Annotated in this window: 23 protein-coding genes and 1 tRNA gene; 13 read left to right on the top strand and 11 right to left on the bottom strand. The window is 69.2% G+C overall.

Features of this window, described 5'->3' with window-relative positions:
* Positions 1-9: 9 nt before the first annotated feature.
* Positions 10-651 carry a LysE family translocator gene (locus AB0B45_RS21525; RefSeq protein ID WP_358132945.1) on the bottom strand — a complete coding sequence of 214 codons (642 nt, stop codon included), beginning with the start codon at positions 649-651 and terminating at the stop codon, positions 10-12.
* Positions 652-711: 60 nt separating this feature from the next.
* On the opposite strand from AB0B45_RS21525, the gene AB0B45_RS21520 reads away from it, so the two are divergent.
* The 3 genes from AB0B45_RS21520 to AB0B45_RS21510 are packed head-to-tail and all read left to right on the top strand — an operon-like array spanning position 712 to position 2,895.
* Positions 712-1,665 carry a neutral zinc metallopeptidase gene (locus tag AB0B45_RS21520; RefSeq protein WP_358132942.1) on the top strand — a complete coding sequence of 318 codons (954 nt, stop codon included), beginning with the start codon at positions 712-714 and terminating at the stop codon, positions 1,663-1,665.
* 32 nt (positions 1,666-1,697) lie between these two features.
* Positions 1,698-2,552 (top strand): neutral zinc metallopeptidase, encoded by an 855-nt coding sequence (locus AB0B45_RS21515; RefSeq protein ID WP_358132939.1) that lies wholly within the window; start codon positions 1,698-1,700, stop codon positions 2,550-2,552.
* A 46-nt stretch (positions 2,553-2,598) separates the two neighbouring features.
* Positions 2,599-2,895 carry a type II toxin-antitoxin system VapB family antitoxin gene (locus AB0B45_RS21510; protein WP_354919110.1) on the top strand — a complete coding sequence of 99 codons (297 nt, stop codon included), beginning with the start codon at positions 2,599-2,601 and terminating at the stop codon, positions 2,893-2,895.
* Between the two features lie 62 nt (positions 2,896-2,957).
* Here the strand turns inward: AB0B45_RS21510 and AB0B45_RS21505 are convergent.
* The 4 genes from AB0B45_RS21505 to AB0B45_RS21490 all read right to left on the bottom strand — a co-directional run bounded on the left by AB0B45_RS21505 (position 2,958) and on the right by AB0B45_RS21490 (position 4,516).
* Positions 2,958-3,044 (bottom strand) — tRNA-Ser (locus AB0B45_RS21505).
* Positions 3,045-3,054: 10 nt separating this feature from the next.
* Positions 3,055-3,492 (bottom strand): tRNA adenosine(34) deaminase TadA, encoded by a 438-nt coding sequence (tadA, locus tag AB0B45_RS21500; protein ID WP_358132936.1) that lies wholly within the window; start codon positions 3,490-3,492, stop codon positions 3,055-3,057.
* A gap of 17 nt (positions 3,493-3,509) precedes the next feature.
* Entirely contained in the window at positions 3,510-3,989 is a 480-nt protein-coding gene (locus AB0B45_RS21495; RefSeq protein WP_358132934.1) for a tRNA adenosine deaminase-associated protein, read from the bottom strand.
* A 17-nt stretch (positions 3,990-4,006) separates the two neighbouring features.
* Complete coding sequence (locus tag AB0B45_RS21490; RefSeq protein WP_358132932.1) at positions 4,007-4,516, bottom strand: tRNA adenosine deaminase-associated protein; 510 nt, start codon at positions 4,514-4,516, stop codon at positions 4,007-4,009.
* A gap of 152 nt (positions 4,517-4,668) precedes the next feature.
* Between AB0B45_RS21490 and upp the strand changes: the two genes are divergently transcribed.
* The 5 genes from upp to AB0B45_RS21465 all read left to right on the top strand — a co-directional run bounded on the left by upp (position 4,669) and on the right by AB0B45_RS21465 (position 8,665).
* Positions 4,669-5,307, top strand: a complete 639-nt coding sequence (upp, locus tag AB0B45_RS21485; protein WP_358132930.1) for a uracil phosphoribosyltransferase — start codon at positions 4,669-4,671, stop codon at positions 5,305-5,307.
* Positions 5,308-5,426: 119 nt separating this feature from the next.
* Positions 5,427-5,642: a hypothetical protein gene (locus AB0B45_RS21480; protein ID WP_358132929.1), complete on the top strand. Its 216-nt coding sequence runs from the start codon at positions 5,427-5,429 to the stop codon at positions 5,640-5,642.
* A 273-nt stretch (positions 5,643-5,915) separates the two neighbouring features.
* Positions 5,916-6,446: a PH domain-containing protein gene (locus tag AB0B45_RS21475; RefSeq protein ID WP_192778731.1), complete on the top strand. Its 531-nt coding sequence runs from the start codon at positions 5,916-5,918 to the stop codon at positions 6,444-6,446.
* Between the two features lie 96 nt (positions 6,447-6,542).
* The gene (locus AB0B45_RS21470; RefSeq protein WP_358132927.1) at positions 6,543-7,877 is read left to right on the top strand and encodes a helix-turn-helix transcriptional regulator; all 1,335 of its coding nucleotides are present in this window, start codon (positions 6,543-6,545) and stop codon (positions 7,875-7,877) included.
* Between the two features lie 104 nt (positions 7,878-7,981).
* Positions 7,982-8,665: a FadR/GntR family transcriptional regulator gene (locus tag AB0B45_RS21465; protein ID WP_358132925.1), complete on the top strand. Its 684-nt coding sequence runs from the start codon at positions 7,982-7,984 to the stop codon at positions 8,663-8,665.
* A 349-nt stretch (positions 8,666-9,014) separates the two neighbouring features.
* On the opposite strand, the gene dnaN is transcribed toward AB0B45_RS21465, so the two are convergent.
* From dnaN to AB0B45_RS21450, 3 genes are all read right to left on the bottom strand, one after another.
* Positions 9,015-10,112: a DNA polymerase III subunit beta gene (dnaN, locus tag AB0B45_RS21460; protein WP_358132923.1), complete on the bottom strand. Its 1,098-nt coding sequence runs from the start codon at positions 10,110-10,112 to the stop codon at positions 9,015-9,017.
* Positions 10,113-10,302: 190 nt separating this feature from the next.
* A complete protein-coding gene (locus tag AB0B45_RS21455) occupies positions 10,303-10,962 on the bottom strand; it encodes a response regulator transcription factor (RefSeq protein ID WP_358132921.1) in 660 nt (219 codons plus the stop codon).
* Complete coding sequence (locus tag AB0B45_RS21450; RefSeq protein ID WP_358132919.1) at positions 10,956-12,365, bottom strand: histidine kinase; 1,410 nt, start codon at positions 12,363-12,365, stop codon at positions 10,956-10,958. The genes AB0B45_RS21455 and AB0B45_RS21450 overlap by 7 nt, the downstream gene beginning before the upstream one ends.
* Before the next feature lie 110 nt (positions 12,366-12,475).
* On the opposite strand from AB0B45_RS21450, the gene AB0B45_RS21445 reads away from it, so the two are divergent.
* Genes AB0B45_RS21445 through soxR form a run of 4 tightly spaced genes read left to right on the top strand, consistent with a single transcriptional unit; the run spans position 12,476 to position 15,362 of the window.
* Complete coding sequence (locus AB0B45_RS21445) at positions 12,476-13,381, top strand: ABC transporter ATP-binding protein (protein WP_358132917.1); 906 nt, start codon at positions 12,476-12,478, stop codon at positions 13,379-13,381.
* Positions 13,378-14,052: an ABC transporter permease gene (locus tag AB0B45_RS21440; RefSeq protein WP_358132915.1), complete on the top strand. Its 675-nt coding sequence runs from the start codon at positions 13,378-13,380 to the stop codon at positions 14,050-14,052. The genes AB0B45_RS21445 and AB0B45_RS21440 overlap by 4 nt, the downstream gene beginning before the upstream one ends.
* Positions 14,053-14,103: 51 nt before the next feature.
* Positions 14,104-14,820, top strand: a complete 717-nt coding sequence (locus AB0B45_RS21435; RefSeq protein WP_358132913.1) for a metallophosphoesterase — start codon at positions 14,104-14,106, stop codon at positions 14,818-14,820.
* The gene (soxR, locus tag AB0B45_RS21430; RefSeq protein ID WP_358132911.1) at positions 14,817-15,362 is read left to right on the top strand and encodes a redox-sensitive transcriptional activator SoxR; all 546 of its coding nucleotides are present in this window, start codon (positions 14,817-14,819) and stop codon (positions 15,360-15,362) included. The genes AB0B45_RS21435 and soxR overlap by 4 nt, the downstream gene beginning before the upstream one ends.
* Here the strand turns inward: soxR and AB0B45_RS21425 are convergent.
* A complete protein-coding gene (locus AB0B45_RS21425) occupies positions 15,292-15,747 on the bottom strand; it encodes a universal stress protein (RefSeq protein ID WP_358132910.1) in 456 nt (151 codons plus the stop codon). The genes soxR and AB0B45_RS21425 overlap by 71 nt on opposite strands.
* A 205-nt stretch (positions 15,748-15,952) precedes the next feature.
* Here AB0B45_RS21425 and AB0B45_RS21420 point away from each other — a divergent pair, with 205 nt between their 5' ends.
* The gene (locus tag AB0B45_RS21420) at positions 15,953-16,621 is read left to right on the top strand and encodes a helix-turn-helix domain-containing protein (protein ID WP_358132908.1); all 669 of its coding nucleotides are present in this window, start codon (positions 15,953-15,955) and stop codon (positions 16,619-16,621) included.
* Here AB0B45_RS21420 and AB0B45_RS21415 read toward each other — a convergent pair.
* A complete protein-coding gene (locus AB0B45_RS21415; RefSeq protein ID WP_358132906.1) occupies positions 16,584-17,342 on the bottom strand; it encodes an HAD family hydrolase in 759 nt (252 codons plus the stop codon). The genes AB0B45_RS21420 and AB0B45_RS21415 overlap by 38 nt on opposite strands.
* Before the next feature lie 179 nt (positions 17,343-17,521).
* Positions 17,522-20,110, bottom strand: coding sequence for a replicative DNA helicase (gene dnaB / locus AB0B45_RS21410; protein ID WP_358132905.1), 2,589 nt, complete (start codon positions 20,108-20,110; stop codon positions 17,522-17,524).
* Between the last annotated feature and the right edge of the window lie 76 nt (positions 20,111-20,186).

Genomic DNA, 20,186 nt, shown 5'->3' with positions numbered 1-20,186 from the left:
AAAGGGACGTCAGGCGGCCACCATCGCGCGGGAGCGGTCGGTGGCCAGGTGGATCGCCATGCCGCCGAGCACGGTGCCCATGAAGTAGCGCTGGATCCGCACCCACAGCGGCCGGGTGGCGAGGAACGCGGCCAGCGTGCCCGCGGAGATCGCGATCAGGCCGTTGACGGTGGTCGCGATGACGATCTGGACCGAACCGAGCGCGAGGCTCTGCAGCAGGACGTTCCCCGCGTGAGGATCGATGAACTGCGGCAGCAGCGACAGGTAGAGAATCGCGATCTTCGGGTTGAGCAGGCAGGTCAGCAGGCCCATCGAGAACAGCCTGCGCGGCGAGGCAGGCTCCAGCTCGCGGGTCTCGAACACCGATCCGCCGCCGGGCTTGAGCGCCTTCCACGCCAGCCAGCCGAGGTAGGCCGCGCCGCCCAGCTTCAGCGCGGTGTACGCGGCGGGCACCAGCGCGAAGATCGCGGTGAGGCCGAGGCACGTGGCGGTCAGGTAGATCGTGAAGCCCAGCACCACCCCCGTCAGCGAGACGAGGCCGGCGCGCCGCCCTTGGGTGATGGAACGAGAGATCAGATAGATCATGTTCGGTCCCGGCGTGAGCACCATGCCGAGAGAAACCAGCGTAATCCCGATAAGTCCACCCATCATGTGCCCCATTTTGCACGATTACGGAGCGTATTTGACCAATGACCGGGGAAGGGCACATTCATGCAGTTCGACGACGATGCCCAACTCGACCCCTCGCAGATCGAGGACGTCAGAGCTTCGGGTCCCGGCGCAGGCGGGGGCCGTGGGGGCGGTGGGGGCGGCGGCCTGCCCGGCGGCTGCGTCCTGCCGATCGGCGGCAAGGGCGGCGGCTGCCTGCTCCTGCTGATAGGCGTCGCCGCGCTGTTCCTCTTCCAGATCATCCCCACGAACTTCTCGGGCGACGAGCCCCAACGCGCCCCCCAGCAGTCGCTGCCCGCGCCGCAGGGCTCGCCGAGCGGCAACCTGGCCGCCCGCTGCCAGACCGGCGCGGACGCCGCCCAGTCGGAGGACTGCCGCATCGTCGGCACCGTCAACAGCATCCAGGCCTACTGGAAGCAGGCCTTCGCCGAGCGGGGGCGCACCTACACCCCCGCCAAGACCGTGCTGTTCTCCCGCGCCGTCAACACCGCCTGCGGGATGGCCGACAGGGCGGTGGGCCCGTTCTACTGCCCCGGCGACCAGAAGGTGTACCTCGACCTGTCGTTCTTCGACACCCTCCAGCGTGACTTCGGCGCGAAGGGCGGTCCCGCCGCCCAGGCGTACGTGATCGCCCACGAGTACGGTCACCATGTCCAGGACCTGCTGGGCACCATGAACAGGGTCGGCAACGACCGGCAGGGCAGCACCAGCGGCGCCGTGCGCCTCGAGTTGCAGGCCGACTGCTACGCGGGCGTGTGGGTCCACAACGCGGTGCGCACCGGCTTCTACACCCAGCCCTTCAGCCAGATCGACATCGACCAGGCCCTCAACGCCGCCGCGTCCGTCGGCGACGACAGCATCCAGCGCCGCACCACGGGCATGGTCCGCCCCGACGCCTTCACCCACGGCACCTCCGAGCAGCGCGAGAAGTGGTTCAGCATGGGCTACGACAGCGGCAACCCCGGCCGCTGCGACACCTTCACCGGAGGAATCTGACTGACCCGGCCGCTGACGGGCAGTTGCGGTGCATGGATTTCCGTGACCAGGCCGACCTCGACGCCTCGCAGGTCGAGGAGCGCAGTGGCGGCGGCCGCTTCCCAGGCGGCGGGCTCGCCGTGGGAGGCGGGATCACCGGCATCATCGCGCTGATCGCGGCCCTCATCTTCGGGGTGAACCCCGGCAACATCACCGGCAGTGATCTTGAAGGATTACAGCCCACCACGAACCTGTCCGAGCAGTGCAAGACAGGCGCGGACGCCGACCAGTCGGAGAAGTGCAGGATCGTCGGCGTCGTCAACAGCATCCAGGAGTACTGGAGCGGGCTCGACGGGTACCAACCCGCCAAGACGGTCCTGTTCTCACAGGCGACGAACACGGGCTGCGGAGCGGCTGACTCCTCCGTCGGCCCGTTCTACTGCCCGCGTGATCGGCAGGTCTACCTCGACCTGAGCTTCTTCGACCTGCTGCAGTCGAGGTTCGGCGCGAAGGGCGGGCCGTTCGCGCAGGCCTATGTGATCGCGCACGAGTACGGTCACCACGTGCAGAACCTGACGGGCCAGATGGAGCGCGTCGGTCAGGACCGGCAGGGCGCCGACAGCGGCTCGGTGAAGCTGGAGCTGCAGGCCGACTGCTACGCGGGTGTCTGGGCCAAGCACGCCGTGGACACCGGGTTCTACGAGAAGCCCTTCACGAAGTCCGAGATCCAGGAGGCGCTGGACGCCGCGGCCGCGGTGGGCGACGACAGGATCCAGGAGCGGACCCAGGGCAGGGTCGACCCGGAGGCGTTCACGCACGGCACGTCGGAGCAGCGTGTCACGTGGTTCACCACCGGCTACGAGACGGGCTCGCCAGACCAGTGCGATACCTTCCAAAAGGGCATCTGACCTGCGAAGAAGGCGAACCTGACGAATCTCTTCTAAAATCGATGGGGTGATCTTTAAGTTGGTCGGCGACGGACGCCCCTATCCAGAACACGGTCTGAGCAATCGCGAGTGGGCGCAAATCCCGCCCAGGCAGGTCCGGCTCGACTCGCTGGTCACCACCAAGGCCATGCTGGATCTGCACTCGCTGCTCGCCGCTGACTCGACCTTCTACGGCGACCTGTTCCCGCACGTCGTGCAGTGGCAGGGCGAGCTCTACCTCGAGGACGGCCTGCACCGCGCCCTCCGGGCGGCGCTCCACCAGCGGTCGATCCTCCATGCCCGCGTTCTCGAACTGCCCTCCTGACCCTTCGGGAGGAAACCGAAAAGGGCCGCTGATCAGTCAAGATCAGCGGCCCTTTTCCCAGGCGGTGGTGGTGGGATTTGAACCCACGGATGAGTTGCCCCATCACACGCTTTCGAGGCGTGCGCCCTCGGCCACTAGGCGACACCACCGCGCACGAGCTTACCGGATCCGCCGAGTGCCGAAGAACTCCTTAAGCGCCGACGAACATTCGTCCTCCAGCACCCCCATGATCACTTCTGGCCGGTGGTTGAGCCGGCGGTCGCGTACCACGTCCCACAGCGACCCGACGGCCCCTGCCTTGGCGTCGACCGCGCCGTACACGATCCTGTCCACTCTGGCCAGCACCGCCGCGCCCGCGCACATCGTGCAGGGCTCCAGCGTGACCACGAGCGTGCACCCGCCGAGCCGCCACGTGCCGAGCGACGCGGCGGCGGCGCGCAGGGCCAGCACCTCGGCGTGCGCGGTCGGATCGGCGCCGGCCTCGCGGTCGTTGCCCGCTCGCGCCAGCACCTCGCCCGAAGGATCCAGCACCACCGCCCCGACGGGGACCTCACCCCTGGCGGCGGCCGCCGACGCCTCGACGAGCGCCAGCCGCATGGCCCCTTCCCAAGGGCTCACCGCAGCCTGTCGAGCTCGTCGGCGAAGGCGAGCCGCTCGGCGATGACGGAGAGGATGTCGGCGGGCAGCACGCCCTCCTCCATGCTCAGCTCGAGCAGCTCCTCCTTGGTCACCCCGAAGTCGCTCAGCAGCTCGAAGTCGCCGGCCGGCCGTACACCGAGATCGGGGTTGTCCTTGTCAGGCGCGACGCCGGCGAACTCGGCGAACAGCTCGCCCAGCGTGCCGGCCAGGCCTGCCTGCGCGTCGGACAGGAACACCCGCGGCTCCTCCTCGCCCCTGTAGCGGGCGATGGCGAACCACTCGTCCTCCACCTCGACGCACAGCAGCGCCATCTCGTCGCCGCTCAACCCCAGTGTCTCCTGTACGGCGTCGCCGAGGTCGTCGACGATCTCCGCGTCGCTCAGATCGATCTCGGCTCCGCTCCACCCTTCGGGTGTCCTGACGAACGCGGCCGAGAAGATGGCGCTGGAGGGCATGCCGCTGCTCCCGAGATTCAGCCGAAGACCGAGTCGATGGCCCGCTCGAACGGCTCGGAGAAGCCGAGCCGCGCGGCGATGCTGGACAGCACGTCCTCGGGGTGAAGGTCGATGTCACCGGAGAGGATGCCCAGCTCCATCTCGTCCAACCCGAGGTCCACGAAGATCGACAGATCGCCCGCGGGCAGCACGGTGTCCTCGTCCTGGAGGATCTCGTCGAGCTCGTCCTCGTCCGGCACGGGGACGTCGAGGTACTCGAGCACCTGCTGCGCCAGCGGATAGTCCCACGAGGCGGCGATGTCGGACAGGAAGACGTCGACCCTGTCGCGCAGCACCCGCAACGCCACGAAGAACTCATCGGCCACGGCCACGAGACCGATCGTGCCGCTCTCGCTCGGTTGCTGCTTCAGCGCGTGAATCAACCCGTGGAGATCGGAGGTGAGCGCGACAGGGAGCAACTCGGCGTCCCAGCACTCATCCTCGCGATAGACCACGATGGCGAAGTCGAGCGCATCTTCGTCTGTCATCGTCGTGCTCCCCACCGACCTGCCAGCACGGCCTCTACGAGCTTCAATGGTTTCAGAAGCGTCCACCGAGCGTAGGGCCGTCCGACCAAATTGTGATCAAATCCAAGTACGCGACGTGCCGGTACCTTCCACACAAGATAGCGTTGTCCGTTATGGAGACCCTCGTCGTCGATCACCCCCTCGTCGCGCACAAGCTCACGACGCTGCGAGACGTCCGTACCGACTCGCCCACCTTCAGGCGGCTCGCGGACGAACTGGTGACTCTCCTGGCCTACGAGGCCACGCGCGACGTGCGGGTCACGAACGTGACCGTGCAGACTCCGGTCGCGGCCGCCAACGGGGTACGGCTGGCCAAGCCGTACCCGCTGGTCGTGCCCATCCTCAGGGCAGGGCTCGGCATGCTCGACGGCATGACGAGGCTGCTCCCCACCGCGGAGGTCGGTTTCCTCGGCATGATCCGCAACGAGTCGACGCTCCAGGCCGAGACGTACGCCACCCGCCTGCCCGACGACCTGTCGGGGCGTCAGTGCTACGTCGTGGACCCGATGCTGGCCACGGGCGGCACGCTGGCGGCGGCGATCCAGTTCCTCTTCGACAGGGGAGCCGAGGACGTGACCGCGCTGTGCCTGCTGGCCTCCCCCGAGGGCCTGGCCTACATGGACAAGGTCTTCGCCGACTCCCGCCGGCCGATCAGGGTCGTGACCGCCGCGCTCGACGAGCGGCTGAACGAGCACGGCTACATCGTTCCCGGCTTGGGCGACGCGGGCGACCGCCTCTACGGCGTGGTCTGATCCACTCTTCCCGCGCCAACGCTCCCCTCTTCGTTACATACTGTGGTTGTCTGGGTACGAAGAGTAACGAAGGCATCTCTTAAACGCCTCCTTCCGAGAGGCGCACGTCGGGGAGCACCATGAGCGAGCCAACCACGAGTCCCTACGCGGAGGTCGAATCCGCCCTCCGCGACGAGTTCGCGGGGATCCACACCGCGCACACCGTCACGCGCTGCGTCGAGGCGGCACACTACGGCGCGCTCGAGGTCACCGGCTATGCCCACCCGGGCCTGGTCGAGCGGATCGCTCGCAAGCACCTTCACGTCCTGGCGCTCGTGGCGAGCGAGCGGGGCTAGTCAAGATCGATAAACCCGCGACGCTTAAGACTTGTCGTGGTCTGTTGCGCTTTACCCAGCCACCCGGCTGGGTAATGTATACGGCGGGTGTAGTGGGAACGTGGCAGTGGAGGCGACAGTGCAGGTCAAAAAGGTCCTCACCTACGGTGGTATCGCATTCGTTGCGTACTACCTCTTCGCGCGACCAACCGACGCAGCGGACGCGGTACGGGGCGCGTTCGACACAGTGTTCAACGCGGCCGACTCGCTAGCTCAATTCTTCAACAGCCTCGCATGAGACTTGTGACCCACGGGGACTCTGCTCCGTCGTCGGTCAACCGCTACCTACTCCCCCACGAACACCAGGTCATCATGGTGCGGCGTCACCCGGCCGTGCTGCTCCGCCCGGTCGCCGAGGTCTTCGGCGGCCTGATCATCGCTGGACTCCTCAGCAAGTTCTTCGGCGACCAGGGCGGCGGCACCGCGTTGGTCGTCGTGTGGTGGCTGTGGCTGCTGTTGCTCATCCGCTTCGTTTGGAAGGTCGCGGAGTGGTCGGTCGACTACTTCGTGGTGACCTCGAAACGGATGCTCCTGACCACGGGCCTCATCACGCGCAAAGTCGCGATGATGCCGCTACAGAAGGTCACCGACATGAGCTTCCAGCGCTCCTTGCTCGGACGCATGCTCGGTTATGGAGAGTTCATCCTCGAGTCGGCAGGTCAGGACCAGGCCCTGTCGACCGTCGAGTACATCCCGTATCCGGAGACCCTTTATCTCGAGGTCTGCCAGATGCTTTTCCCGAGCAAGGACGAAGGGGACGATTAACCCTCTGTGAAGAGATTTCTCGGGTGGGGATACCCGATTCGGTCGCTTCATGCAATCATTGCGACACATTGACCCTTCCCCGCCCTGAGAGATGAGATGCCGAGTCAGGGAACCATCGGTGACCGCGTCCGAGGACTGCGGCTAAACAGGCGGATGTCTCAGGCCCAGCTGGCCGGGCCCGATCTGTCGGACAGTTATGTCTCACTCATCGAGTCGGGCAAGCGCACGCCGACTCCAGTAGTGGCCAGACTCCTGGCCGAGCGACTGGGATGCACCACCGAGTTCCTCCTGCACGGGATCGAACCTCGACAGCGCATCGACACGGAGCTCGGCCTTCGTCATGCCGAGCTCGAGCTGCGGCACGGTGACCCGAATGTGGCCGCCGAGCGCTTCACCGAGATCGTCAAGGCGGCCGGCGAGGAGAACGCGATGCTCGCCGCGCACGCCAGGCTCGGTCGAGCGCGCGCGCTCGAGGCACAGGGCAGGCTTGGACCGGCTGTCGAGGCTTATGAGCGGCTGCGTAGGGAGGCAGCCGCTCATCCCGAACGCCTTGCCGACCTGCCGCTGACCGTCGCGCTCGCGCGCTGCTACCACCTCGCGGGTGACCGGCTGCGCGCCCGGGATCTGGGCACCGCGGCGTTCGAGCAGGCCTCGAGGCTTGCCGTCACCCAGGGTGAGCTCGCGGTGGAGCTGGCCGCGGCGCTCGTGGAGACGCGCTCCGAGCCCTCTCCTGAGCTCACCTACGTCCGGCAGGTGCTCGTCACCACCGGCACGCCTGAGATTGTGGACCGTTCCGCCGAGACCCACGCCCTGTGGAAGGCGAGCATCGTGGCCGCGGCCGGCGAGGACTCCGCGCTGGCCGTACGGCTGGCCGACGACGCCATCGCCGCAGGTCGCTCCGCTCGGCTGGCGGTGCGGCTCGGGCAGGTGTCGATGGCGTGGGCCAGGCTCGGGCTCGCCTCGGCCGTGGAGGCGGAGGAGTTCGCCATGAGCGCGAGCAGGATCCTTTCCGCCTTCGCCGACACCGTCGCCGACCACGCCGAGAGCATGATCGTGCACGGCCGCGTCAGGCTCGGCGCCGGCGACGTCGACGGCGCGAACGAGTTGGGCGCCAATGCGCTCGGCCTGCTTCGTAACGTTCCGGGAACGGTCCCAGCGGTGGCCCATCTGCTGCTGGCCGACGCCGCCCTCGCGGGTGGCGGCGACGCGACCGAGCACCTCCGCTCGGCGCGGCTGCTCCTGGACGCGCTCCACTCCCCGCCGTACGGCATCGACAGGAAGGCGGCCAGGTGCTGGCGTGAGCTCGGTGACCTGTACGGCAGGGCCGGACACAGGGAGGAACAGACCGCGGCGTATCGTAGAGCCCTCGAAGCCGCAGGAGTTCGTTCCGCCATGGCAGGAGTGCGGGTCGACGCGCCACTTTCCCGCTGAAAAGAACTCCGGGAGCTCCAGATTTGTGTTTTCACGTCTGGAATAATTAGGGTCGACCAGTCATTGACTCATAGGATGATTGGTTTCCCCGGAGGAGGCGGACTGTGAGTCTGCGTACGGCGCAGCGGGCCTCGCTCGTCGACCAGGTGATCGACCAGCTCAAAGAGCAGATCACCTCAGGGTCGTGGCAGATGAACGGCAAGATCCCTACGGAGACCGTGCTCGCCGAGCAGCTCGGGGTGGGCCGCAACACGGTGCGTGAAGCCGTGCGTGCGCTCACCCACGCCGGGCTGCTCGAGTGCAGGCAAGGCGACGGCACCTACGTCAGGGCGACCAGCGAACTGTCAGGAGCGATGCTGCGCAGGCTGCGGCAGGCCGAGCAGCTCGAGATCCTGGAGGTCAGGCGCGCGCTCGAGGTCGAGTCGGCCCGCCTGGCCGCCACCAGGCGCAGCGACGACGACATCAAGCTCATCGAGGCCCGCCTGGCCGACCGCGACAGGGCATGGGAAGCGGGCGACCCCGAGGCGTTCGTCGAGGCCGACCTGTCCTTCCACATGGCCGTCGTACACGCGACGCACAACCTGGTGCTGATCGACCTGTACGAGGACTTCTCGGCCGCGCTGCGGGCGAGCATCACCGCCGCGGGCACGTCGATGGACGCGCTCAACAGCAGCTACATCCCGCACGACGCCATCGCCCGCGCCATCGCGGCGGGCGATGCCGCAGCCGCCGAACGCGCGGGCCACGCCTGCATGGAGCACATCCTCATCGCCCTGACCGACGTCTGACCCGGGCGCGTCTCCCGCGCTTTCCGAGCTGCCGATGGCGCGCGTTCGCCAGCCTGTACGGCAAGCCACCCCAAGGCCACCGGGGTCACTCGGTGGCCTTCCGTCTTTCACGCATACTCCAGCGGGACTCCGGCCGGTCGCCGTCACGTCGCCCGAGTCAAGGCGTCCACCTGGTCCGTTGGCTGCCCCGGGCACGCGCGCTCGGTGACGCGTATCCCTGGACAGGCGCCGGCCACGTGCTCAGGGTGGCGCGGTCTCGACACTTGCCGTACGGGAGGAAGACGCTTGCCGTACGGGAGGAAGACGCTTGCGGTACGAGGCGCTTGCCGTATCGGAGGAAGGGGGCTGGTCAGGCGAGCCGCAGGGACATGACGAGGTAGCGGAAGGCCGGGTCGGCGTCCCCCGGGACGTCGGTGATCATCGCGGGCCTGGTCGGCGACTCCATGTTGATGCGCGCCAGCTCCGTCTCGATGCCCGTCAGCCCGTCGAGCAGGAACTGCGACTGGAAGGCGATCTGGATGTCCTCGCCCCGCAGGTCGCACTCGACCACCTCGGCCCCGCGCCCGACGTCGCCGCCGCCCGCCTGGATGAGCACCTGCCCCTGCGTGAACGTCAGCTTGACGCGGGTGTTGCGCTCGGCGACGAGCGCCACCCGCTTGATCGCCTCCACGAACGGGACCACGCGCACGTCGGCCCGCAACGGCCAGTCGGCCGTGAGGCGGGTGCGATAGTCGATGAACTGCTCGTCGAGCAGTCGGACGGTGGTGCTGCGGCCGACGCTCTCGAAGCCCGCCACGCCGTCACCCATCGCGATCGACACCTCGCCGCCCCGCAACGACTTGGCCACCTCGACCAGCACCCTGGCGGGCACCATGGCCGAGACGTTGACGTCGGGCTGGACGGGACGCCAGGTGAAGTCGCGGGCGCCGATGCGGTAGCGGTCGGTGGCGGCCATGGCCACGGCATCGCCCGCGATGTCGACGCGGATGCCGGTCAGCATGGGCAGCGTGTCGTCGCGGCTGGCGGCGGGCGCCACCTGGCCGACGGCGCCGGCGAACACGCCGCCGCCGACCGCGCCGATGGCCGGTGGCATCTGGGGCAGTGTGGGGAAGTCCTCGACCGGCATCGTCACCAGCCCGAACTCGGCGCTGCCGCAGGTCAGCACCGCTTCCGCGCCGTCGGTGACGATCTGGACCGGCTCGTGCGGCAGGCTCCGGCTGATCTCGGCGAGCAACCTGCCGGGGATCAGCACCTGGCCTGGCTCGTCGACCTCGGCCTCGATGCGCGCCTGCGCGGAGACGTCGTAGTCGAAGGCGGACAGGCTCAGCTCGTCGCGCGCTTCGAGCAGGAGGCCGGACAGGACGGGGGCGGAGGGGCGGGTGGGGAGGACTCGGGCCGCCCACGCCACCGCGTCAGCCAGCACATCGCGGTTAACCCGGAACTTCACCTGAGCCATCCCTTCGTCGCCCGTTTCTCACCAAACGTTAGCTGGTGGCACCGACAAACCTGACCGCCCCAGATGATCCCGCCGCAGCTCGAACGCGGGACGAGCCGCACGCTGACCGTGAACGAGGAGGAGGGCGCCCCCAACGCCCCCACCACAGGCTCGGACGCAGGACGCAGGACGGCGATTGCGGTCAGCGTCTGGCTGCGTTGAGGTAGGCCAGTACGGCCAGCACTCTCCTGTTGTCGTCGTCGGAGGGGGCGAGGTCGAGCTTGGCGAAGATGGAGGCCGTGTGTTTGCCCACCGCGCTCTCGCTCAGGTAGAGCCGCTGGGCGATGGCCGCGTTCGACCTGCCCTCGGCCATCGCCCCCAGCACCTCTCGTTCGCGCGGTGTGAGCCTGCCGAGCGGCTCGTGCCTGGCCCTGCTCGCCAGCAGCTTGGCGATCACCTCGGGGTCCATCGCGGTGCCGCCCTCGGCGACCCTGCGGACGGCGTCGACGAACTGCTCGGCGTTGAACACCCTGTCCTTCAGCAGGTAGCCGACGCCGCCCGAGCCGTCGGCCAGCAGTTCTCTCGCGTACAGCTGCTCCACGTGCTGCGACAGCACGAGGACGGGCAGTCCTGGGATCCGCTTGCGGGCCTCCAGCGCGGCCTGCAGGCCCTCGTCGGTGAAGGTGGGCGGCAGCCGTACGTCCACGACGGAGACGTCGGGCCGTAGCTCGACCAGCGCCCGCTCCAGCGACGGGCCGTCGTCGACGGCGGCGACGACCGTGAAGCCGTGGGCCTGGAGCAGGTGGACCAGGCCGTCCCTGAGCAGGTAGAGGTCCTCGGCGACCAGCACGCGGTTCAGCATGTGCTGAACCAGGGGCGGCGCGGGGAGGCCTCGGCCATCCAGCGCTCCCTGTTGTGGCGCATCGGAAGGTAGAGGGCCAGGCCGTACATCAGCGAGCCGAGCGTGATCAGGCCGATGATCGCCGGCCACTGCCACGGCTCGTCGAGGTACAGCGCGAGGAACCACGACTTCTCGTCGAAGCCGATGATTTTGATGGTGGCCGCCACCAGTCCCTGGGGGAACAGCGGGCACCAGGCCAGGCTCCAGCAGAGCGCCACGATCGCGGTCTGCCACTTCGGCATCTGGGCCTTCGGCTTGCCGTACTCCTCCGGCAGGGCCAGCGGCACCGACATCGCCACGGTGGTGGGGCCGCCCAGCGGGCTGGACAGCGCGAGCACGCCGTCGAAGGCGGCGAGGCGGCGCTCGATGCCGTTCAGGCCGCTGCCGCGTGAGGGATCGGCGCCGCCTCCGCCGTCGTCCCAGACCATGACCGTCACGTCGCGTTCGGAGTGGCCGATCTCGACGGTGACGCGCTCGGCGTCGGAGTGCCTGGCCGCGTTCGACAGCAGCTCGCTGATCGCGAAGTACAGCGCGGTCTCGACCGGCGTCTCCAGCCGCACGGGCAGGTCCACCCGCACGTCCACCCGCAGCGGGCTGTCCAGGGCCAGCGCCTTCACCGCGTCGCCGAGCCCGCGTTCGGCCAGGACGGGCGGGTGGATGCCGCGAACCACCCCGCGCAGCTCGGACAGCGCCTCGGCGGAGGCCTCGCGTGCCTTGGCCAGCAGCGCCAGGGCCGCCGTCGAGTCGACTCTGACCAGTTCCTCGACCGCGCCGAGCGTCATGCCGAGCGCGACGAGCCGCGCCTGGGCGCCGTCGTGCAGGTCGCGCTCGATCCTGCGCATCTCGGCGGCCTGCGAGTCGACCGTGGTCGAGCGCGACTCCGACAGTCGCCGCACCTGGCCCATCAGCTTGCTCTTGGCCGTCGGCGCGAGCAGCAGCACCGCCCAGTGCCCGTAGACCCGCTGCGCCGCCGCGGGGAGCGCCAGCAGCGGTACGGCGAGCGCCATCTTCACGACCGGGTCGAGCAGCAGCCACAGCAAGTCCCGCCACGTGGCGGGGTCGCCGAACACCCACTTCCACCGGTTGTTCCACCTCGGCACCCGCGGCGATTTGTAGAGCGTGCGATCCGAGCGGTACCAGCCGTCTGCCTGCGGCACGGGCGGCGGCGGCTCGGGGAGGTACGGCACGTCGATGCCCAGCATCCCCCTGGTGACCTGGGTGACGCGCCTGACCAGCATGACCGTGGGCGGGAGCAACGGGACCAGCCCCAGGGTGAACGCGCCGAGCAGCATGAGCAGCGACAACAGCACCAGCGGCACCTCGACGACCACCAGCGCGAGCAACCCCAGGTTTCTGCGCAGCATGTCCCTCAGTGTCCTTGATTCCGGCGGGCTGCACACTGCACCTAGCCCCACCCATACCGTGCATCCAGCCGTCTTACCGGCGGATCCGCTGAATTTCTAGCGTTGCGCCCATGAAGGTCATCGAGGTCACGAACCTCCACAAACGCTACCGAGAGCACGTGGCGGTGGACGACGTGTCGTTCGCCGTCGACGCGGGTGAGATCTTCGGCGTGCTCGGCCCCAACGGCGCGGGCAAGACCACCACCGTCGAATGCGTCGCGGGCCTGCGCGCCCCCTCGGGCGGCACGATCAGGGTGGGCGGCCACGACCCCGTCCGCGAGCGCGACGCCGTCCGCCGCCTGCTCGGCGCCCAGCTGCAGAGCGCCGCGCTCCCCGAGAAGATCAAGGTCTGGGAGGCGCTGGACCTCTTCGCGTCCTTCTACCCCGACCCCGCCGACTGGAGGGCGCTGCTCGACATGGTGGGCCTGTCCGACAAGCGGAACACGGCCTTCGCCAAGCTCTCAGGAGGCCAGCGGCAGCGGCTGTCCGTCGCGCTCGCGCTGGTCGGCAGGCCGCGCGTGGCCGTACTCGACGAGTTGACCACGGGACTCGACCCGCAGGCCCGCAGGGACACCTGGGACCTGATCGAGCAGGTGAGGGCGGACGGGGTCACGATCGTGCTGGTCACGCACTTCATGGAGGAGGCGGAGCGGCTGTGCGACAGGGTCGCGCTGATCTCCGCGGGACGGGTCGTCGCGCTGGACTCGCCCAACGCGCTCATCGGCCAGGTCGAGGCGGCGCAGCAGGTCAGGTTCAGGCCGTCGGCGCCGGTCGACGACGCGGTGCTGCTCGCCGTACCCCAGGTCACGGGGGTGCTGAGGAACGGCGAGCAGATCACGGTCACGGGCTCGGGCGACCTGGCGCCCGCCGTCACGCTCGCGCTGGCCGAGAAGCAGATCATCCCCACCGACCTGCGCATCGAGCGGGCGACGCTCGAGGACGTCTTCCTCACGCTCACGGGAAGGAGCCTGGCATGAGCAAGATCCTGCTCGTCGAGGCGAAGCTGCACCTGCGGGACGGCTGGTCGATGCTCTTCACGATCGCGCTGCCGCTGATGCTGCTGCTGTTCCTCGGTGGCGTCGCGGGGCCCGCGTTCCCCGCCATGATGGTCATGCTGTCGATGCTGACGCTGTCGTTCAGTGTCCTGCCCGGGGTGCTGGCCACCTACAGGGACCAGGGCGTGCTGCGCAGGATGTCGACGACGCCCGTCTCTCCCCTGCGCATGCTGGCCGTCCAGCTGGTGATCAACCTGATGGTCGCCGTGGCGTCCACGGCGTTGCTGATCACGTTCGGGCCCGGCCTGCCGCGCAACCCGGCGGGCTTCGCGCTGGTGTTCCTGCTCGGGGCGGCGGCGCTGATGGCGATGGGCCTGGTGATCGCGGCCCTGGCGCCCAACGGGAAGATCGCGCCGGTCATCGGATCCGCGGTGATGTTCCCCCTGATGTTCGTGGCGGGCCTGTGGGTGCCGCGCGAGTACCTGCCCGAGGTCATGCGGGTGATCGGTGACTACTCGGTGGCCGGGCCCTTCGCCCAGGCGCTGGGCGACACCTGGGCGGGACAGGCGCCCCACTTGTCCCACCTGCTGGTGCTGGCGGCGGGTCTGGTGGTGTTCGGGGGGCTCGCCGTCAGGGTGTTCCGCTGGGAATGAGGTCCCGCACGTTGGTCATCAGCGCGACGCCGGTCCGTTTAGGCTTGAGCGATGCAGGTATTCGCGCATATCAGCGACGTCCACATCGGCGGGTCCGACCAGAGCGTCGACCGGGCCGGTCTCGTCATGCGTCATCTCCTCTCCTTCCCAGGGCGGCTCGACGCGATCCTGGTCACCGGCGACATCGCCGACCACGCGCTCGTCGAGGAGTACGAAACGGCTCGCGACCTGCTGCGCTCGCCGATCCCCCTGATCGTCTGCCCGGGCAACCACGACGCCGTCCCCGAGTTCGAGAAGATCATCGGTCCGGCCAACCAGGTGCTGCGGCTCGACGGCGCCACGATCGCGCTGGCCGACTCCAGCATTCCGGGCAGGGACGACGGCTACCTGGCCGACAAGACCATCGCCTGGCTGGACGAGGTCCTGTCGGAGCGGCCCGACGTGCCCGCCTTCGTCGGCATGCACCATCCCGCCGTGGCGCTGGGCGCGCCGTACGTGGACGACATCCGCCTCCAGGAGCCCGAACGGCTGGCCGCGCTCCTGGACCGGCACCCGCACATCGTGGCCGTCCTCGCGGGACACGCCCACACAGGCGTCGCGACCACCTTCGCCGGGCGTCCGCTGATCGTGGCGCCCGGCGTGCTCTCCACGCTGCTGACGCCCACCGAGAGCGACGCCCTCGTCGACTACGACCTGCCGCCCGCCTACGCCCTGCACATCTTCGACGAGGGCAGGCTGGTGACGCACTTCCGCCCCGTGACGCCATGACCGCCCCGTGGAATGCCAAGGAGCTGTCCGTCGGCCAGCTGTCCGAGCGCAGCGGCGTGGCCGTCTCCGCCCTTCACTTCTACGAGGCCAAGGGCCTGATCTCCAGCCGCCGCACCACGGGCAACCAGCGCCGCTACTCCCGCGACACCCTCCGCAGGGTCGCCTTCGTACGGCTGGCCCAGCGCATCGGCATCCCACTGAAGACGATCAAGGACGCGCTCGCCGAGCTGCCCGAGGGCCGCACGCCCAACCGCGACGACTGGGCCCGCCTGTCGGCCCTCTGGCGGACAGAGCTGGACGACCGCATCGAGCAGCTGCTGCGGCTGCGCGACGACCTCACCGACTGCATCGGCTGCGGCTGCCTGTCTCTCGACAGGTGCGTGCTGGCCAACCCGCGCGACCAGCTCGGCGAGGAGGGGCCTGGGGCCAGGCGCATCGACACCCACCTGCGGCCCCCCTCGTGCGCCAAGGTCAGCGAGTCTCCTGGGCGGGAGGCACGATCAGCGTCGGTCGCCGCGCATGGTGCAGCACGTGGTTGCTGACGCTGCCGAGCAGCACCGACCGCACGCCGCTGAGACCGCGCGAGCCCGTGACGACGAGAGAGGCGTCGATCTCGTCAGCGAGGTCGACGATCGCCTGCCAGATGGAGCTCTTGTCGGCCACCGCGCGGTAGGTGACGTCGGACAGGCCTGAGGCGATCGCCAGCTCGGCGCCCTCCTTGGCGTGCGCCTCGGCCTGGATCTGCGGCTCCTCGGGCTCCTCGCTCGGCACGAGCGCGGCCGCGGCCGCGCCGTGTCTGGCGAGCTGGACGAGCAGCGGCTCCCATACCGTGACGATCACGGTGCGCTCGGCGCTGAGATGCTTGGCGGCGAACTCGATCGCGTGCCGCGAGTCGGCCGAGCCGTCGTAGGCGATGAGGTAGGCCATGGTTCCACTTCCCTTTCGCTTTACCTACCTCGTGTAGCACTGGGATGATCAGGCAGGATTCCTGCGCTCGGTGTCTCATACGTCACATTCGTCCGGAGATCTGATGATTTCTCGGGACTCCACCGGGGGAGGAGGACGGCCCACGCGCGTCACATTCCGCCTGCGATAGATTCGACCAACGGTCAGCGAGTGTTCGGGAGGGCCCATGGCGCAGGAGCGCGCCGACCGGATCCTCGACGCCGCCGCCGAGCTCCTGATCCAGCACGGCTACCGCAAGGTGACGATCGACGACATCGCCCAGCGGGCCGCCATCGGCAAGGGCACCGTCTACCTCCACTGGCGCACCAAGCACCAGCTGTTCGAGGCCCTGCTCCTGCGCGAGGCCGTCGCCTACCTCGAAACGCTCCTCGCCGAGCTGCGCCGCGACCCCGCCACCGTGCTCCCCCACCGGCTGCTGTCGTTCTCGTTCATCGACATCCAGAACAGGCCCGTCCTGCAGGTGCTGATCACCGGCGACACCACGCCGTTGCAGGGCATGCTCGCCGACCGGCCGCTGCAGAGCCAGGAGCTGCTGGCCGCCACGCGCATGTTCGACCTCATGGTCGGCCACGGCCTGCTCCGTGCCGACGTGCCCAACCTGAGCTACGCGATGAGCGCGCTCAACGGCGGCTTCTACCTCATCGACGCGCTCGACCCGCAGGCCGCCGAGCTCGACCGGCAGGCCAAGGCCGAGACGATGGCGTTCGTCGTCCGCCACGCGCTCGAACCCGCCACGCCGCCGCCGGCCGAGGAGCTGGCCGAGGCGGCCGCCGAGTTCATCGCCGTCTTCGAGGACCTCATCCAGCCCTACCGTGACCTGATCTACGCGAACTGACCGCGTCCAGAGCCGCCACCAGCTCCTCCAGCGAGCCGATGACCGTCACCCCCTCCTGCTTCGCTTCGGCTTTCTCGCGTACGGCACCGCCGCCCGACCTGTCGAGCCAGAACGAGCGCAATCCCGCGTCCCGCGCCCCGAGCGCATCGATGTCGTACTTGTCGCCCACGAACGCGACCTGCTCAGCGGGCAGGCCGATCCGCGCGCAACCCTCCAGGAAGATCCCCGGGTACGGCTTCGCCTGGCCGTACTCGCCGGAACACACGATCGCCGCCTCACCGAAGTGACCGAGCAACCCGAGCGCGGTCAGCTTGTCCAGTTGGTGCGCCAGCGTCGAGTTGGACACCACGCCCAGCCGGTAGCGCGGCGCGAGCGCCTCCAGCACGGGAGCCGCGTCGGGGAAGGCCGCCCACGCGGCGTTGACGAGCGCCGAGTAGCCCGCGAACCAGGCCGTCGCCTCCTCCTCGGCGACCGCCCTGCCCAGGAACCGGCTGACCCGCACGAGCCGCTGCTCCTCGAAGGTCAGCTCGCCGACGAGGTACCTCGCGTACTCCTCCTCCATGATCCGCCGCCAGAGCGCCACCGCCTCCTCCTGCGACGGGAACGCCTCCAGCAGCCCCTCGGCCGCCAGAGTCCCGAGCAGCCCGGCCCGTTCGGCGCTGGTGTAGTCGAAGAGGGTGTCGTCGATGTCGAACAACACGCCACGGATAACGTCAGACACTGCCCCGCCTCGTCGCCGCCAGGAAATCCTCACCCAGCCCGCACGCTACCCTGACGCCTCCCTCTGGCCACCCCCGGGCCCCGGCCGTCGTCGGTCGTGGCCCGCGGCACCTCAGCGGGCGTCGCGGGCCGCGGGGCGGATGAGGTCGGTGACCGCTTCTGGCTCGGAGGCCGAGATCGCTAGTGCTGGGCCATGTCCACGAAACGGCTGTAGTGACCCTGGAAGGCGACGGTGACGGTCGCGGTCGGGCCGTTACGGTGCTTGGCCACGATCAGGTCCGCCTCACCCGCCCGGGGCGACTCCCGCTCGTACGCGTCCTCACGATGCAGAAGGATCACCATGTCCGCATCCTGTTCGATAGATCCAGATTCGCGAAGGTCGCTGACCGCGGGACGCTTGTCGGTGCGCTGCTCGGGGCCTCGGTTGAGCTGGGAGATCGCGATCACCGGTACCTCGAGCTCCTTGGCCAGCAGCTTGATCGACCGGGAGATCTCCGACACCTCGTTCTGCCTGGACTCGGTCTTCTTCGGCGAGCTCATCAGCTGGAGGTAGTCGATGACGACGAACCGCAGGTCGTTTCGCTGCTTCAGACGGCGGCACTTGGCCCTGATCTCCATCATCGACATGTTGGGCGAGTCGTCGATGAACAGCGGCGCCTCGGCCACCTCGCTCATCCTGCGGGCGAGCCTGGTCCAGTCGTCGTCGTTCATCATGCCCGAGCGCATCGCGTGGAGCGCCACCCGCGCCTCGGCCGACAGCAGTCGCATGGTGATCTCGTTGCGCGACATCTCCAGCGAGAAGACGACGGTGGTCATCCCGTGCTTGATCGCCGCCGACCTGGCGAAGTCCAGTCCGAGCGTGCTGTTGTGCGTGGGGACGCAGGCTCTGCCCGCGAGATACATGTGATCGTCGTTGTCCACCTCCACGCAGCGCACAGGCACGGACGCGACAGGCCGGACGTCCACGATGTACCGGAAGCGGGTCATCGGGTGCGCGACCCCGGCCAGCCCGGCCGCCTTGCGGGGCAGACGGAAGACCTTGTCTGCCGTCGCGAAGCCGACCGTGTACGAGATGCCGGCCCGGCCATGGACGGAACCCGTCCGCATGGTCGCCTTGTACCCGAGGCTGATGACGAGCTCCAGCACGTCTTCCGCCAGCCGCCGGTTCGTGACGACGTATTGGATCCGGCCCCGCCCGTCGACGGTGCCGTCGGAGTCGAGCAGACCGGCGAGGAGGGCTCGGCGTTGACGCTCCGAGGCCCTCAGATAGCGCGCGGGGATGTGCCTGCCGTTCAGGACCCCCAGGGACCGCAGGATGTCCCGCACGCTCCCACGCTCGCCTGGAAGCGCCATGTGGAAGAGCGCCGGCGCCGCGCTCGAGGGGACGATCCGCAGTCCCTCGGCCTCGAGGTGGACGACGATCTCGGGGTCGGCCGTGGTGAACACGGCCGCGTCGCCGTGACCGGCACCCAGCCAGATCCCCAGCGCGTACGGCGGCAGCGGCAGGTCCCGCTCCTCGAGCTGGAAGGCCCCCGCGACCTCGACCGCGTGGTTGGGCCGCCGGTCGGCCGAGGCCGAACGGAGCGAGGCCGCGATCTCCTCCGTGGTGCGGACGCGCCGGTGCGTCGCGGTCGTGGCGGCGGGCTCCGGCCTGGTCGTCCCGGCGTGGTGAAGCGCGCCGGGCAGCCGGGTGGGGAGGTGGGCGGGCACGCGGCCGACGGCGTCCTGCTTCCGTGCCGTCAGCACGGCCGGCCTCTCCTCGTGCGGGAGGAGTCGCCCGGGTCGCTCCGCGGCGGCGGTGTAAGCGGCGAGCGTCCGCCGCGCCGCGTCCTCGTGCCAGGCCAGGGCCCGCTCGGGCACGGGACGGCGGCTCGTCCCTGTGCTCGTCCGCCACTGGTGCTGGCCGTCGGCGACGATGACCGTGCCGTCGCTGAACTCGACCTCGTAGCAGGGCCTGTCCAGCATGACGTCGGTGGCGGCGACGACCCTGGTCGGCCTGCCGTCCGCGCCGATGAGGCGGTCGCCCACGCGGACCTGCCCCATGGTGGTCCAGCCGGTGGGGGTGGGCAGCGGGGTGTCGAGCGCCAGCGCCTTGCCGATCGCGGGGCGGGCGGCGACGACGATCATCTGGCCGGGGTGGAGGCCGTTGGTGAGGCTGTCGAGGTCCTGGAAGCCGGTCGGGACGCCGACCATCTGGCCGCCGCGGGAGCCGATCGCCTCCAGCTCGTCGAGGGCGCCGGGCATGATGTCGGACAGCGGCGCGTAGTCCTCGGACGTGCGGCGCTCGGTGACCTTGTAGATCTCCGCCTGGGCGCGGTCGACCAGGTCGTCGACCTCTTCGTTCTGCCCGCCGTACCCGAAGGAGACGATGCGGGTGCCTGCCTCGATGAGGCGGCGGAGGATGGCCTGCTCTCGGACGATCTTGGCGTAGTAGCCGGCGTTGGCGGCGGTGGGGACGACCGCGGTCAGCGTGTGGAGGTAGGCCGCGCCGCCCACCCTGGCCATCTCGCCGCGCTTCTGGAGCTCGTCGAAGACGGTGACGGCGTCGGCGGGCTCGCCTCTGCCGTAGAGGTCGGTGACGACCTCGTAGATCATCTGGTGTGCGGGGCGGTAGAAGTCGTCGGACCTGATGATCTCGACGACGTCGGCGATGGCGTCCTTGGACAGCAGCATGCCGCCGAGGACGGACTGCTCCGCCTCGATGTTGCTCGGTGGGGTGCGCTCGAATCCCGGGCCGCCGCCGGACGGCTCTTCGTCTTCCATGGTCACCGCGCCCCCTCGAACACACCTAGCAGGCGGTCGCACCACCCCCACTTGTAGTCGACCGGGCTGACAGTTTCGCCGG

The organism is Nonomuraea sp. NPDC049152, from assembly GCF_040648355.1.
GTDB lineage: Bacteria > Actinomycetota > Actinomycetes > Streptosporangiales > Streptosporangiaceae > Nonomuraea.
This window is presented reverse-complemented; position numbering and strand designations above follow the sequence as displayed.

Bases quoted from the DNA above. Each gene is read 5' to 3' on its own strand.
- tadA (WP_358132936.1), bottom strand. From the start codon at position 3,492: ATGCGGCTGGCGCTCGTCGAGGCGTCGGCGGCCGCCGCCAGGGGTGAG.
- AB0B45_RS21455 (WP_358132921.1), bottom strand. From the start codon at position 10,962: ATGCTGAACCGCGTGCTGGTCGCCGAGGACCTCTACCTGCTCAGGGAC.
- AB0B45_RS21475 (WP_192778731.1), top strand. From the start codon at position 5,916: ATGAGACTTGTGACCCACGGGGACTCTGCTCCGTCGTCGGTCAACCGC.
- AB0B45_RS21515 (WP_358132939.1), top strand. From the start codon at position 1,698: ATGGATTTCCGTGACCAGGCCGACCTCGACGCCTCGCAGGTCGAGGAG.
- AB0B45_RS21440 (WP_358132915.1), top strand. From the start codon at position 13,378: ATGAGCAAGATCCTGCTCGTCGAGGCGAAGCTGCACCTGCGGGACGGC.
- AB0B45_RS21425 (WP_358132910.1), bottom strand. From the start codon at position 15,747: ATGGCCTACCTCATCGCCTACGACGGCTCGGCCGACTCGCGGCACGCG.
- AB0B45_RS21420 (WP_358132908.1), top strand. From the start codon at position 15,953: ATGGCGCAGGAGCGCGCCGACCGGATCCTCGACGCCGCCGCCGAGCTC.
- AB0B45_RS21520 (WP_358132942.1), top strand. From the start codon at position 712: ATGCAGTTCGACGACGATGCCCAACTCGACCCCTCGCAGATCGAGGAC.
- AB0B45_RS21480 (WP_358132929.1), top strand. From the start codon at position 5,427: ATGAGCGAGCCAACCACGAGTCCCTACGCGGAGGTCGAATCCGCCCTC.
- AB0B45_RS21495 (WP_358132934.1), bottom strand. From the start codon at position 3,989: ATGCCCTCCAGCGCCATCTTCTCGGCCGCGTTCGTCAGGACACCCGAA.
- upp (WP_358132930.1), top strand. From the start codon at position 4,669: ATGGAGACCCTCGTCGTCGATCACCCCCTCGTCGCGCACAAGCTCACG.
- soxR (WP_358132911.1), top strand. From the start codon at position 14,817: ATGACCGCCCCGTGGAATGCCAAGGAGCTGTCCGTCGGCCAGCTGTCC.
- AB0B45_RS21435 (WP_358132913.1), top strand. From the start codon at position 14,104: ATGCAGGTATTCGCGCATATCAGCGACGTCCACATCGGCGGGTCCGAC.
- AB0B45_RS21490 (WP_358132932.1), bottom strand. From the start codon at position 4,516: ATGACAGACGAAGATGCGCTCGACTTCGCCATCGTGGTCTATCGCGAG.
- AB0B45_RS21445 (WP_358132917.1), top strand. From the start codon at position 12,476: ATGAAGGTCATCGAGGTCACGAACCTCCACAAACGCTACCGAGAGCAC.
- AB0B45_RS21450 (WP_358132919.1), bottom strand. From the start codon at position 12,365: ATGCTGCGCAGAAACCTGGGGTTGCTCGCGCTGGTGGTCGTCGAGGTG.
- AB0B45_RS21525 (WP_358132945.1), bottom strand. From the start codon at position 651: ATGATGGGTGGACTTATCGGGATTACGCTGGTTTCTCTCGGCATGGTG.
- AB0B45_RS21470 (WP_358132927.1), top strand. From the start codon at position 6,543: ATGCCGAGTCAGGGAACCATCGGTGACCGCGTCCGAGGACTGCGGCTA.